We start from the raw sequence: 13,660 nt of genomic DNA, 5'->3' as shown, positions 1-13,660 counted from the left end.
TGTCACACTCTAACGGTGAACGAGACGATTGACCACCGGCTCCGCTCAACCTGGGCTCCAGATCACGCCGACCTGCCCGCTCGCGCCCTGCGCTGGCTGGTCGAGCGTATCGGCAGGCCGGGTCCGCAAGCCCCTGTCGTTACCGACTCGGGGCTCGAAGCCGCTGAGTCCAGGCTGGACGCCAAGGCCGCTGACGAGCTGAAAGCCGTCGTCGGCGCCGAGTTCGTGCTCACCGCATCGGGTGACCGGCTGGGCCGCGCGGGCGGCTTGTCCTATCTGGACCTGCTGCGCCGCCGCGGGCTCGGTGAACTCGCCGTGCCCGACGCCGTCGTGCTGCCCGCGACGCCGGAGCAGGTGCAGGAGGTGCTCGACGTCTGCGTGCGCCACGACGTCGCCGTGGTGCCGTTCGGCGGGGGTACCTCCGTGGTCGGCGGGGTAAACGCGCTGCGTGGGGACAAGTCCTCGGTGATCTCGCTCGACCTGGCGAGGCTCGACAAGCTCGTTTCGATCGACCCCGTGTCGCACATCGCCGTCCTGCAGGCGGGCGTGCGCGGGCCGGAGGCCGAGCGCCTGCTCGCCGCGCGCGGCTTCACGCTCGGGCACGTGCCGCAGTCGTTCGAGCGTGCCACGATCGGCGGATTCGCCGCGACGCGGTCCGCCGGCCAGGCGTCTTCGGGTTACGGCCGCTTCGAGGACATGGTCTCCAGCGTCCGGCTGGCCACGCCGCGCGGCGAATGGAAGCTCGGTGTCGCGCCCGCTTCCGCCGCCGGTCCCGACCTGCGGCACCTGGCGATCGGCAGTGAGGGCACGCTCGGCGTGATCACCGAGGTCGCGCTGCGCGTGCGGCCGGTGCCGGTGCAGCGGCGCTACGAGGGCTACTTCGTCGACGGCTGGGCCAAGGGCGCCGAAGCGGTGCGCGCGCTCGCGCAGAACCACGTGCTCGCCGACATCACACGACTGTCCGATGTAGACGAAACCGAGGTGTCGCTCGCGCTCAACGCCGGTCTGAAAACGGCGGCACTCAAGCAGTATCTGCGTGCGCGGGGCATCAAAAATCCGTGCCTGCTCATTCTCGGTTGGGAAGGCCAGGAGATTTCCAACCGCCGCAACGAAACACTGAAGCGGCTGAATGCGGTCAAGATCGGCCGTTCACTCGGCGAGTCGTGGCGGCACGGCCGGTTCTCGGGTCCGCGCCAGCGCGACACGCTGCTCGACGTCGGTGTGTGCGTCGAGACGCTGGAGACGTCCGCGCACTGGTCCACATTGGACCATCTGCGTGACGCGGTCCGCGGCGCGCTGACCGGCGCGCTCGGCTCGCCGATCATCATGTGCCACATTTCGCACGCCTACGAGACCGGCGCGTCGCTGTACTTCACCGTGCTCAGCGCACGCGATGCCGATGACCCGGTCGGCCAGTGGGAGCACGCGAAAGCGGCGGCGTGCGAGGCGATCAAGGGACTCGGCACGATCTCGCACCACCACGCGGTCGGCGTCGACCACGCGCCTTATCTGCGCGCCGAGATCGGCGAGCTGGGCATCGAGGTGCTGCGCGCCGCGAGGTCCACTGTGGACCCGACCGGCATCCTCAATCCCGGCAAGCTCACAACAGGGTGATCTCGATGCCGTGCGAGGTGCCCGGCGAGCCCTCCAGCCCGACGGCCTCGCACTGCGGCACCTCGGCGACCCGCACCGGCACGCCATCGACGAGCAACGGGAACCGGATGTCGGTCGCGCCGACGTAGGCGCAGACATTGTCCAGCTCGGGGCCGTCCTCAAGGGTGATCGTGCCGGTGTGGAGCCTGCTCAGGTGATGCCGCGAGCCGCGTGCCTCACAGACGTCGAGCACCTCGATCTGGTCCGGCGTGGCGAACCAGACGGCGTGCCACTCGACCACGCCCGGCATGGCGACGAGCGTCGTCGGGCGCTGGCCGTCACGCACCCGCAGGCCGGACGCCCACACCGCGGCCAGCCCGACGCACTGCGCCCGCACCACGACGACCGGGCCTTCGAGCCCGAGTTCGTCGCGGAGCCAGGTGATCTTGGACGGGCAGGCGTTCGAGCCGTACGCGAGCACGGCCTGGCGCTCGCGCCAGCCGTCCGGCGCCGTGTCGAGCGAGTGACCGGCGCCGTCGAAGTGCACGAAGGAATGGTCGGGGCGAGCGCCCGGATAGGGATCGGCTGGGTATTCGGCGTCGGTGAAGAGCTTCAAAACACCACCACGCTCCTCAGCACCTCACCCCGGTGCATACGCTCGAAGGAGTGCTCGACCTCGTCGACGCCGATGCGCTCGGTGACGAACTTGTCGAGCGGCAGCCGCCCCTGCAGATAGAGGTCGATGAGCAGCGGGAAGTCACGCGAGGGCAGGCAGTCGCCGTACCAGCTGGACTTCAGCGAGCCGCCGCGCGAGAAGAAGTCGATCAGCGGCAGGTCGCCGACGCGCATGTCCGGCGTCGGCACGCCGACGAGCACGACCGTGCCAGCCAGGTCGCGGCCGTAGAACGCCTGGCGCCAGGTCTCCGGGCGGCCGACCGCGTCGATCACCACGTCCGCGCCGAACGAGTTCGTGCTCTCCTGAATGGCCTCGACGACCTGGTCCTCGGACAGGCCCTTGCTGTTGAGCGTGTGCGTGGCGCCGAAGTCCTTGGCCCACTGGAGTTTCCGGTCGTCGGTGTCGATCGCGACGATGGTGGTCGCGCCCGCCAGCTTGGCGCCGGCGATGGCCGCGTCACCGACCCCGCCGCAGCCGATGACGGCGACCGAGTCGCCCCTGGTCACCGCGCCGGTGTTGAGCGCGGCGCCGAGCCCGGCCATCACGCCGCAGCCGAGCAGCCCGGCGACGGCGGGCTCCGCGGCCCTGTCCACCTTCGTGCACTGTCCACTGTGGACCAGCGTCTTCGGCAGGAAGGCGCCGACGCCGAGCGCCGGGCTCAGCTTCGTGCCGTCGGCCAGCGTCATCGGCTGGGTCGCGTTGAACGTCGAGAAGCAGTACCAGGGTTTGCCGCGCTTGCAGGCTCGGCAGGTGCCGCAGACCGCGCGCCAGTTGAGGATGACGTAGTCGCCTGGTTCGAGATCGGTGACGCCAGTGCCGACCTGCTCCACGATCCCGGCCGCCTCGTGGCCGAGCAGGAACGGGTACTCGTCGTTGATGCCGCCCTCGCGATAGTGGAGGTCGGTGTGGCAGACGCCGCAGGCCTGCACCGAGACGACCGCTTCACCGGGCCCGGGATCGGGAACGATGACGGTTTCCAGCGAGACCGGCTCGCCCTTCGCACGCGAAACGACGCCCTGAACCTCGTACGGCATTGCCACCTCCGGGTAGAAGATCCCCGGGCAGCTTGCCATGGAAAGCACGGATATCGCGAGATCCGCATGGGTGCGCGTGCGGGGCTGGTCCATCCGGGTGAACTGTTGAACCGCTTCGCCCGGCGGCGCGTGTGGCTTGCATGTCCACGCTGAATCTCGACTCGCACCGGCCCGCGTTCACCCGTGATCCGTATCCGCTGCTGGCCGGGCTACGCGAGGCAGCCCCCGTCCACCGGGTCGAGTACCTCGGCGTGCCGATGTGGCTCGTCACCCGGTACGCCGACGTCAAGGCCGCGCTCGGCAACCCGCTCGTCGCGCACGACGCGGTCAACGCGAACGACGACGTGCGCAAGATCCCGCTGATCGCGCACGGCTGGTCCGGCGAACTGAGCCACCACATGCTCTTCGCCGACGCCCCCGAGCACTCGCGGATGCGCCGGGTGGTGAACCGCGAGTTCACCCCGCGCCGCCTCGCGGCGCTGGAACCGCGCGTCCAGCAGATCACCGACTGGCTGATCGAGAGCATCGCGAGCCAGGGCAAAGCCGACCTGATCGAGGACTTCGCCGCGCCGCTGCCCGCGACGATCATCATGGAGCTGCTCGGCGTCCCCGGCGGTGACCGCGAGAACTTCCGCTACTGGGCCGACGTCGTCACCGGCGTCCGCGAGGGCGACATGGAACTCCTCCCGCAAATGCACGCCGAGGCCAACGCGTACCTGCGCGACCTGATCAAGTACAAACGCACCCAGCGCGAGCCCGTCGCCGGCACCGACCTCCTCGGCGCGCTGGCCCGCACGTCCGGCGAACACCTCAGCGACGTCGAGCTGATGTCGATGGCCTGGCTGCTCCTGGTCGCGGGCTACACCACCACGATCGACCTCGTCGGCAACGGCATGCTCGCCCTGCTTCGCCACCCCGAGCAGCTTTCGCTCCTGGTCTCACAGCCGGAGCTGCTGGACAACGCGATCGAGGAATTCCTGCGCTTCGACGGGCCGACTGCCGTCCCGACCCTGCGGTTCGCCAAACCGGGACTGACCATCGGCGGCGTCGACATCCCCGCCGGCGACCTGATCGCGCTGTCCATCGCCTCGGCCGACCACGACCCCGCCCGCTTCGACAAACCCGCCGAACTCGACATCACCCGCGCCGACCGCGGCCACGTCGCGTTCGGCCACGGCGTCCACTTCTGCCTCGGCGCCCCACTCGCCCGCATGGAAGGCCGCATCGCCTTCCGCGCGCTCCTCGCCCGCTGCCGCGACCTGAAGCTGGACATGTCCGCTTCGCTGTCGTGGCGGGTGAGCATCAACATCCGGGGGCTGCGGCACCTCCCGGTCACGTTCACCCCTGCCCGTGGCGGTGTTTAGCGGGCTTTATCCCACTGGGCGGATGGGATAAAGCCCGCTGAACACCGCGGCCGCGGGGGAACCGGGCCGGGCGGGTGGCGAGGGCAGAGGGCTCGCCACCCGCCCACCCGACCTGTCCCAATGCGTCGTTCGGTCCTTGGCAGGTCCCGAATGCGTCGTTCGGTCCTTGGGACATCCCGAATGCGGCTTTCGGTCCCTGGCAGGTCCCCAATGCGGCTTTCGGTACGTGCGAGGACCCCAATGCGTCTTTCGGCACCTGGGGAGAGCCCGAGAGTGGCGTTCGTCAGGTCCGATAGCCCGAAAGCCACTTTCGGCAGATCGCATCTGACGAAAGCCACTTTCGGGGTTTCAAGGGGGACCTACCAGGGGGTGATGATGTAGGCGATCCCGCCGGGCCCCGAGGCGACGCCGCCCGAGGCCGTATAGCGCTTGGTCCGCTGCCAGATCGTCTCGAACTGGGCGCGCTTGTAGACGTTGCGGACGCGGTCGTTGCTGGAGGACGCGGGGTCGTTGGCGATCACGTCACCCTCGGGGGTGAAGCCGATGACGACCATGATGTGCCCGGACGTCCCGTAGCCGGCGCCGTCGAGTTCCTCGGCGCGGAACGACTGTGACGTGATCACCGGGATGCCGCGCGCGATGTAGCTTTCGAGTTCGTTGAGCGAGTGCAGTCTGGTGATGTGCCCGCGCAGGCCGAGCGAGGCCGCGTAGGCCGTGTTGAACGGCCAGTTGCCGGTGCCGTCGTAGGCGTAGTCGTAGGTGTAGCGGGCCGCGTAGGCCACGGTCGGGTCGACGTAGTCGGCCGGGATCCAGGTCATGTCGGCCGGTTTGGGTCGTTTGCCCCAGTATTCGGCGACCATTTCGGTCGAGGTGGGGCTGCACCAGTTCTCGCCGCCGCCACCGTATTCGGGGAACTGTCCTTTGTGGAGGTTCTGGGCATACGGTGGTACGGGAAGTTCGATGCCGCGCGCACGGCCCGGCTTCGTCGCCTGGACGTCGAAACGGTCCGGGACGTGCGACGCCATCGCGCCGAGCGAGGTCAACGAAGGCGTCTCGCGCGTGCCGGCCTCGCGGTACAGGCTGACGCGCAGCCGGTAGGACTTCAGCGTCACGCCCGACTTCATGACCAGGGTGTCGACGTCGACGAAAGCGTTTGCGTCGGACTGGCCGTCGACGCTCGTGCGCTTGATGTCGGCGTCGCCGTTGGCCCAGCGGCCCATCGTGTACCAGGCTGTTTCCGCGCCCGCCCCGGTCCGGCCCTTCGCCTCGACCTGCAGCCAGGTCTTCTCGGGTGTCCGTGCGTTCCACGAGGCGATGAGCTGCGTCGCGTCGAAGTCCAGCCGGTAGTTCGGTGACGTCCACTGGCCGTATTCGTAGGTCTTGGTGGTGCCCAGTTTCGGCTCGGTGTGCTCGATCGTGCCGATCGGCCTGCCGATGCGCAGCCCGCCGCGGTCGAACGCCAGCCCGGCCAGTGTGCCCTGGTGGAAAGCCCCGCCCGCCCATTCGTGGTAGTCGACCGCTTCGTCGTCGCGGCCCGGGTGGGCCTCGGCGGCCTGCGTCGTCACGGCGGTCATCATCGCCACGGTGAGCAGCAGCATCAATCGGCGGGCTCGCATGTGGGCTCCATCCCTCTTCGCATTCCTAGCTGTGGAGGATTTTCGCCCACGGTCCGGGTTCCGTAAAGAACCTCTGTATTTCTTTTGTACACCTGCATGTTGCCGATCAAAGCACCGCTTGGGTCTGGGTGATCTTCGCGGCGAGCTTGCCGGCGTCGTCGCGGATTTCCGTTTCCACCACAATGATCTTCCGCCCGGCGTGCAGGGGACGCGCGGTGGCGACGGCATTCCCCTCGCGAATGGCACGCAGGAAGTTGGTCTTCGACTCGATCGTGGTGGTGCCCTGCGCGCCGTCCGGCAGATTGAGGAACGCGCACACCGCGCCCGCCGAATCGGCCAGCGCCATCAGCGCGCCGCCGTGCAGCACTCCGCCGGTCGTGCACAGCGACTCGTCCCAGGCGAGCCGGGCGCGCACGAGGTCGGCGGAGTGCTCCAGTGCTTCGATGCCGAGCCGCGCGGCGAACGGCATCGTCTGGTGGAACAGGTCGTCGGTCATGACCGGCAGCCTGCCCGACGGGCCGCGCGGGGTCGATTACCTCGGAGGTAACTAACGCAGCGGGTGGGCGAGCACGAGTTCGGCGTTGCGGTCGCCCGCGGCGCCGAGCTGGCCGAGGTCGGCGTGGATGTCGTTGTAGGAAAGCTCGCGGTAGAGCGACGCGAGTCCCTGTGTCGACTGGTCGTCGTACGAGGCCGAGTACGGCGCCTCGGATTCGATCAGCGTGGTGAACAGCGAAAGCGTGCCGTCGACGTTGTCCGCGACCTCGATGATCCGCGCGTGCTGCGGGAAGTCGATGTGCGAGGCCGTGTTGATCTCCCAGAAGCTCCGCTTCGCGTCGGCGTTGGTGTGCGGGATGATCTGGTTGCGGTGGGTGTGGCCGTTGACCCAGGCGATGACGTTCGGGAACCGGTGCAGCAGGTTGACGAAGGTGTCGCCGTTCAGCCGGGGCTCCACGAGGTGCCGCGAGTCCGGCAGGATGTTGCCCATCGAACCGCTGGTGTGGTGGCTGAACAGGATGAACAGCTCGTCGGTCACCTGGTGACTGACCTTGGCGTTGAACCAGTTGTAGTAGGTGGAGCTGTTGCGCTGCAACGTCTTCTCCACCCAGCTGTACTGGCCGAGCCCGATCGAGCCGTCGGCGAACCCGCCGAGCGTGGTGGTGTCCAGGCTGATCCCGGTGACGCCGGGCGCGATCCGGAACGTGTAATAGACGTTCTTGCCGTCGGCGTTGTCGGCGGTGAACCCGTGGCCGAACGGACCCGGCCCGGTGTTGGCCTGCTTGAGGTGCGCCTGCACGAATTCGGCCGTGGTGAACGGTTTGCGCCGCGCGTCGGGGGTCACTTCACGGATCAGCCCGCTGCCGCCGAACAGCTCGCCGATCGGCACGCTGGAACCGGGCTTGAGTATCGCGTCGGCGATCTTCTTGGTGCTGGCCTCGTCCTTGCCGATCACCTTGTACTTGCCGGTGTAGAACGCGTTGATGCCGGGGATGCCCTCGGGCAGCGAGCCGACCACGCTGTCGTCGTGGTTGCCGAACGTGCAGTACCAGGGGATGTCGAGGCCGTCAGGGGTGAACGTGCGCATCGCCGCTTCGAGCAGGCCTGGCACCTGTGGGAAGCCCTTCTTCGAGTACGCGTCGGCCAGCGGCGTGCCCGGGTTCCAATAGCTGGGGGAGCCGGACGCCTGCACGCCTTCGTAGCGATTCGGGTCGCCGGAGTTCGGCGTGACCTCGCGGCCGCCGTTCAGCACGCCGAGGAACCAGTCGAGCTCGAGCTGCTCGTGGTTGTCGGTGTTGTCGCCGGTGGTCACCATGAAGTCGAACGGCCTGCCGGTGAACGGCCCGTTCCGCACGCTGTTGACCCGCTTGACCAGCGCGTTCGTCGAGACCGTCCCGAGCGCTTCCTGCGGCCGGTGCGCCGAGGAGATGTACGGGTGCACGTACTCGAACCGCGCCGGGCTCTCGGTGTCGGTGATGTGCAGGTCGGTGAACTGCACGAACGACGCGAGCGGCGTCCGCCGGTCGTCGCGCCCGGTGTTCGCGGCGGCCAGGTCCTGCCGCAGCACGACCGGCCAGCCGGGGCCCGCGGCGAGCTTGGTGTACGACGGGCCGGAGGTGACCGGCGCGGCCGCCGCCTGCAGTGTCGTGCCCGCCGTGGCGACCGCGCGACGCGTGGTCAGCGCGAGTGCCCTGTCCAGTGCGTTCGAGGTCGGTGTGCAGAGCAGCAACCCTGCTCCGGACAGCCCGGCTGCGGTGACGAAACGGCGGCGGGTCAACTCGGCCATGCGGTCGCTCCCAGTCGTAATGTGACATTCGAACCCTGGGTGTTACACCGTGCCGCACGAGGTTAGCCGGAGCATGAACATTCGGATAGGGCAATGCGAAAATTTGTCACCTTCGTACTAGCCCTTGAGTCCGGACTCCGCGACGCCTTGGACGAGGTAGCGCTGCAGGAACACGAACAGCAGCACGATCGGCAGTATCGACACGGCCGCGGCCAGGAACAGCAGGTTGAGCTGCGGGTTCTGCGCGGTCAGCAGGCCGGACAAGGCCACCTGCACGGTCCACGAGGACGGGTCCTGCGCGATGATCAGCGGCCACAGGAACGCGTTCCAGCTGCCGATGAACGTGATCACCGCGAGCGCGGCGAAGAAACCGAGCGAGTTGGGCGCGACGATCCGCCAGAACACACCCCAGCGCGTGAGCCCGTCCAGCCGTCCTGCCTCTTCGAGTTCGGCGGGGAAGTCCAGGAAGTATTGCCGGAACAGGAAAACGCTGAACGCGCTGAACAGGCCGGGAATGATCAGGCCGCGCAGATCGGAGATCCAGCCGAGGCTGGACACGACCACGAAACTCGGCACGAACGTCACCGAGGTCGGGATCATCAGCGTCGCGATGACCGCGTAGAACACCTTTTTCGAGTGCCGGTACGGGATCCGGGCGAGCCCATAGCCCGCCAGCGAGCAGATCAGCAGCAAGCCGACGGTCTGTAGCAAGGCGACGACGACCGAATTCAGCAGGCTCCGCGCGAACGGCACCTCGGTATTGTCGAAAAGCGTGCTGAAGTTCTCCCAGTGCAAGGTGTCCGGGAACAGTTTCCAGTCCGGCGCGGTGATGTCAGCTCGCGTCGAGAGGCCGTTGCGCACCAGCAGATAGAACGGCAACAGGAACAACACGGTCGCGATCAGCAGGCAGAGCCAGCGGACGATCTTCACGACGTCCTCCCGAAGCGGAAAACCCTGCCCTGCAAGAGCGTCACCAGCGCGATGAGCAACGCGAGGATCACCGCGCCCGCGCTGCCCCTGCCCAGGTCCTGTCCGCCTGAGCCGAGCGACGTGTAATACAGATAAACCAGCGGCGGCCGCGCGAACGGTGGATATCCGCGTGAATCGCCCATGATGTTGTAGAACTCATCGAAGGCTTGATAAGCGTTGATGAGATTGAGCAACAGCACCGCGACCGAAGTCGCGGCCAACTGCGGCAGCGTGATGTACCGGAACACCTGCCAGCCGGGGCGGGCGCCGTCGATGGCCGCGGCCTCGTACAGCTGTGTCGGAATCCGTTGCAGCGCCGCGATGAACAGGATCATGTAGAACCCGAGCTGCAGCCACAGCCGGGCAGTGACCAGGACGACCCAATACAGCGGCGGATCGACCGTTCCCGTCCACGCCACCGGATCGATGCCGAACAGACCGAGCGCGCTGTTCACCAGTCCATAGCGAACGCCCGAGAACAGCGACGTCTTCCAGATCAGCGAAGCGACCACATACGAGCACGCGAACGGCAAGAAGAACACCGAACGGAAGAACGCGCGCGCGAACTTCAGCTGGTTGACGGCCAGCGCCAACGCCAGCGACAACACGAACGTCACCGGCACGATCAGCGCCGCGAAGACGCTGAAAGTCCCCAAACTGGACAGGAAAGCGTCGTTCGACAGCATCGAGACGTAGTTGTCGACGCCGACGAATTCGGTCGGCGTGACCGTGTTGCGGGCGTCGAAGAAGGACAGATACGCGCTCCACCCGATCGGCAGATACGCGAACACCGCCAGCCCGAGCAGGAACGGCCCGACGAAGAGCCAGAACGCGCGGGCGTCCCGCCGCTTCATCCGAACAGGCGCTTGAGCTCAGCCTTGGCCACGTCGACCGCCTTGCGCGTCTCCGCCGCCGGGTCCGCGCCCTCCTTGGCGATCTTCGCGACGGCGTCCGACAGCGCGGTGTTCGACTGGGCCGTCCACACCGGACCGCCGACCAGATGGCTGTTCTCCTTGACGTAGCGCGCCGCGTCGGCGGCGGGCCCGAGCTTCAGGTTCTCGGCCTTGTCGACGAGGCTCTGCCGCGCCGGCACGTGGAAGCCGAACTTGGTCGCGAATTCGAGCTGGTAGTCGGTCTTCTCGACCCACAGCCACTTGAGGTACTCCTTGGCCGCCGCGACGTTCGCGCTCTTCGCGTTGATCATCGCGCCGTACGCGCCGACCGGTACCGAAGGCGCACCGGAGGCGTCCAGCTTCGGGAACGGGAGCACGCCGAAGTCGTCCTTGAGCGCGGCCTGGATCTTCGGGACGTTCCACAGCCCGGTCCACTGCATCGCGGCGAGCCCGTCGATGAACGCCGCCGGGTCCGACCAGTCGCTCGGCGCGCCGAGCAGCAGCGAGTTGTTCGTGTTCAGCACCCGGAGCTTGGCGAACGCGGCCGCCGCGCGCGGGTCGTCGAAGCCGACGGACTTGTTGTCCTTGGACAGGTAATCGAGCCCCGTGGACCACAGCAGCGGGCCCGCGAGCACGCCGACGCCGCCGTCGTTGCCCGCGAAGAAGCCTTTGACGCCGTCCTTGGTGAGCTTTTGGGCCGCGTCGATCAGCTCGTCGACCGTTTGCGGCGGGTTGACGCCCGCGGCCTGCAACATGCTCTTGCGATAGAAGAGGACCTGCGTGTCGGCGGCCTGCGGGATGCCGTAGACCTTGCCTTCGACGGTCTGCGCGGCCAGCACGGCCGGGCTGAAGTCCGACGCGATCGGGCCGACGATGTCGTCGAGCGCCACGACCTGGTTCTGCCGCACCCAGTCGATCTTCACCTGCGCCTCGAAGACGTCCGGGACCGCGCTGTTCTGCAGCGCCGTCACGATCTTCGAGTCGTAGTCGCCGGGGTTCCACTGGACGTTCACGGCGGCGTGGGGATACGCGGCGGCGTAGCGCTTCACCGCGTCCTGCACGCCGTCCTCGCCGTACGCGTGGTACCACTGCTGGAGGTTCGGTTTCGGCGGAGCGGTCGGCGCGGAGGACGCCGTCGACGGCGGCGGGCTGCCCTGCCGCCCGGTGTTCGAACCGCAGGCGGTGGCCACGGCGGCCAGCCCGGCCAACGACAGGAACCCACGCCTAGTGCGCTGCTGCATCCCCAGTTCTCCTTCGGCATGCTCTGAAGGCCATCAAGATGGCCCATGATGGCCTTCAGAGCGTCGCGACTCGCCGAGGATTTTCCGGTTACAACTTGCTGATGTCGAGCTTTCCCTCGGAGTGGAACGCGCGGATGCGCTTCTTGTCGAACTTGCCGACGCTGGTCTTCGGCACCTCGTCGATGAACGTCCAGTACTCCGGCAGCTGCCACTTCGCGACCTTGTCGGCCAGGTAGTCGCGCAGTTCCTGGACGGTCGCCTGCTGGCCTTCCTTGAGCACGACGGCGACCAGCGGCCGCTCGTCCCACTTCTCGTCGGGGATGCCGACGACCGCGGCCTCGGCGATCGCCGGGTGGCCCATCACCGCGTTCTCCAGGTCGACCGAGGAGATCCACTCGCCGCCGGACTTGATGACGTCCTTCGCGCGGTCGGTCAGCGTGAGGAAGCCGTCGGCGCTGATCTTGCCGACGTCACCGGTGCGCAGCCAGCCGTCGTGGAACTTGTCGGGGTCGATCTCGGAGCCGCCGTGGTACGCCGCGGCGATCCACGGGCCCTGCACCTCCAGCTCGCCGACGCTCTCGTTGTCCCACGGCAGCACCGTGCCGTCGTCGTCGACCAGCCGCGCGGTGACCGAGGCGGGGAAGCGGCCCTGCGTGTAGCGGTACTTCCAGGCCTCGTCGCCGGTCACGCCGTGCGGCGGGCGCGCGACGCTGCCCAGCGGCGAGGTCTCGGTCATGCCCCACGCGTGCACGACGGTGACGTCGTGGCGCTCCTGGAAGACGTGCATCATCGACGGCGGCACGGCCGAGCCGCCGATCACCACCTCACGCAGATGGGAGATGTCCTGCGGGTTGGCGTCGAGGTGCGCGAGCAGGCCGGACCAGACGGTCGGCACGGCCGCGGCGAAGTCCGGCTTCTCGGCTTCGAGCAGCTTCGCGATCGGGGCGGGCTGCAGGTGCCGGTCCGGCATGATCAGCGACGCGCCGACCATCAGCGCCGCGTACGGCAGTCCCCAGGACATCGCGTGGAACATCGGCACGATCGCGAGGGTCTTGTCGCCCTGCGCGAGCCGCATGCTGTCGCTCATGCAGACCTGCATCGAGTGCAGCCAGATCGAGCGGTGGGAGTAGACGACGCCCTTGGGGTCACCGGTGGTGCCCGAGGTGTAACACATCGCGGCGGCCGAGCGCTCGTCGATCTCCGGCCAGTCGAAGGTGTCCGGCTGGTCCGCGAGCAGCGCGTCGTAGGAGTGCACCTGGACACCGTCCGGCGCCTGCAGCGTCGCGGCGTCGCCGTTGGCCACGATGACGTGACGCACCGTCTTCATCTCCGGCAGCTGCTTCGCGAGCAGCGGCACCAGCGTGCCGTCGACGATGACGATCTGGTCCTCGGCGTGGTTGGCGACGAAGATCAGCTGCTCGGGGAACAGGCGGATGTTCAGGGTGTGCAGCACGGCGCCCATCGCCGGGATGGCGAGGTAGGCGGCCAGGTGCTCGGCGTTGTTCCACATGAAGGTGCCGACCCGCTGATCGCCGGTGACACCCAGGCCACGCAGCGCGTTCGCCAGCTTCGCCGCGTGCTTGCCGAGCTCGCCGTAGGTCTCGCGCCGCGACTCCTCGCCGTTCCAGGTGATGACCTCGGCTTCCGAGTGCACCGTGGTCCCATGGCGCAGCAGCCTCGCCAGTGACAGTGGCAGGTCCTGCATCGTGCTCAACATCGTCAACAACTCCCATGCGCCGGTGAACTGGGGGGTAACCGCGACTCTATTTGGCGGAGTGTCGATGAGCACGCAACCGTTCCGTCACGTTTGGTCAGATCACCGTGCGGGTGCGTGCGATGTCCTACTAATGGGTGTCTCGTTCCAGACGAGTTTTCGGCGGGAACGAGTGCTCGGCCGGGTGTTTCCGGCACGTGGATCGGGTGTCGTGAGTTGACCGGCGCGCCGATCTTCACTCCCGGGTGGCCGCCGATCGGGCAGTTCAGCGTTTTCGTT

The 13,660-nt window shown here is 67.8% G+C and carries 11 protein-coding genes; 2 read left to right on the top strand and 9 right to left on the bottom strand.

Annotation, left to right across the window (positions count from 1 at the left end; all coding sequences use genetic code 11):
* Window positions 1–15 precede the first annotated feature (15 nt).
* Window positions 16–1,614: an FAD-binding oxidoreductase gene (locus AB5J62_RS37945; protein ID WP_370944862.1), complete on the top strand. Its 1,599-nt coding sequence runs from the start codon at window positions 16–18 to the stop codon at window positions 1,612–1,614.
* Here AB5J62_RS37945 and AB5J62_RS37940 read toward each other — a convergent pair.
* Together AB5J62_RS37940 and AB5J62_RS37935 are read right to left on the bottom strand one after the other, a co-directional pair.
* Window positions 1,601–2,140, bottom strand: coding sequence for a gamma-glutamylcyclotransferase (locus AB5J62_RS37940; protein ID WP_370950445.1), 540 nt, complete (start codon window positions 2,138–2,140; stop codon window positions 1,601–1,603). The genes AB5J62_RS37945 and AB5J62_RS37940 overlap by 14 nt on opposite strands.
* A gap of 65 nt (window positions 2,141–2,205) precedes the next feature.
* Window positions 2,206–3,303, bottom strand: a complete 1,098-nt coding sequence (locus AB5J62_RS37935) for an S-(hydroxymethyl)mycothiol dehydrogenase (RefSeq protein ID WP_370944861.1) — start codon at window positions 3,301–3,303, stop codon at window positions 2,206–2,208.
* A 140-nt stretch (window positions 3,304–3,443) separates the two neighbouring features.
* Here AB5J62_RS37935 and AB5J62_RS37930 point away from each other — a divergent pair, with 140 nt between their 5' ends.
* Window positions 3,444–4,667, top strand: coding sequence for a cytochrome P450 (locus AB5J62_RS37930; RefSeq protein ID WP_370944860.1), 1,224 nt, complete (start codon window positions 3,444–3,446; stop codon window positions 4,665–4,667).
* Between the two features lie 359 nt (window positions 4,668–5,026).
* On the opposite strand, the gene AB5J62_RS37925 is transcribed toward AB5J62_RS37930, so the two are convergent.
* From AB5J62_RS37925 to AB5J62_RS37895, 7 genes are all read right to left on the bottom strand, one after another.
* Entirely contained in the window at window positions 5,027–6,283 is a 1,257-nt protein-coding gene (locus AB5J62_RS37925; RefSeq protein WP_370944859.1) for a peptidase C39 family protein, read from the bottom strand.
* Window positions 6,284–6,389: 106 nt separating this feature from the next.
* Window positions 6,390–6,779, bottom strand: coding sequence for a PaaI family thioesterase (locus AB5J62_RS37920; RefSeq protein ID WP_370944858.1), 390 nt, complete (start codon window positions 6,777–6,779; stop codon window positions 6,390–6,392).
* 51 nt (window positions 6,780–6,830) lie between these two features.
* Entirely contained in the window at window positions 6,831–8,564 is a 1,734-nt protein-coding gene (locus AB5J62_RS37915) for a TIGR03767 family metallophosphoesterase (RefSeq protein ID WP_370944857.1), read from the bottom strand.
* A gap of 117 nt (window positions 8,565–8,681) precedes the next feature.
* The gene (locus tag AB5J62_RS37910) at window positions 8,682–9,464 is read right to left on the bottom strand and encodes a carbohydrate ABC transporter permease (RefSeq protein WP_370950444.1); all 783 of its coding nucleotides are present in this window, start codon (window positions 9,462–9,464) and stop codon (window positions 8,682–8,684) included.
* Window positions 9,465–9,490: 26 nt separating this feature from the next.
* Window positions 9,491–10,387 carry a carbohydrate ABC transporter permease gene (locus AB5J62_RS37905; protein WP_370944856.1) on the bottom strand — a complete coding sequence of 299 codons (897 nt, stop codon included), beginning with the start codon at window positions 10,385–10,387 and terminating at the stop codon, window positions 9,491–9,493.
* Window positions 10,384–11,667: an ABC transporter substrate-binding protein gene (locus AB5J62_RS37900; protein ID WP_370944855.1), complete on the bottom strand. Its 1,284-nt coding sequence runs from the start codon at window positions 11,665–11,667 to the stop codon at window positions 10,384–10,386. The genes AB5J62_RS37905 and AB5J62_RS37900 overlap by 4 nt, the downstream gene beginning before the upstream one ends.
* A gap of 88 nt (window positions 11,668–11,755) precedes the next feature.
* Window positions 11,756–13,384, bottom strand: a complete 1,629-nt coding sequence (locus AB5J62_RS37895) for a long-chain fatty acid--CoA ligase (RefSeq protein WP_370944854.1) — start codon at window positions 13,382–13,384, stop codon at window positions 11,756–11,758.
* Window positions 13,385–13,660: the final 276 nt, after the last annotated feature.

The organism is Amycolatopsis sp. cg5 (assembly GCF_041346955.1).
Classification (GTDB): domain Bacteria; phylum Actinomycetota; class Actinomycetes; order Mycobacteriales; family Pseudonocardiaceae; genus Amycolatopsis.
The sequence above is the reverse complement of the archived record's forward strand: the minus strand, read 5'-3'. Positions and strand labels throughout refer to the sequence as shown.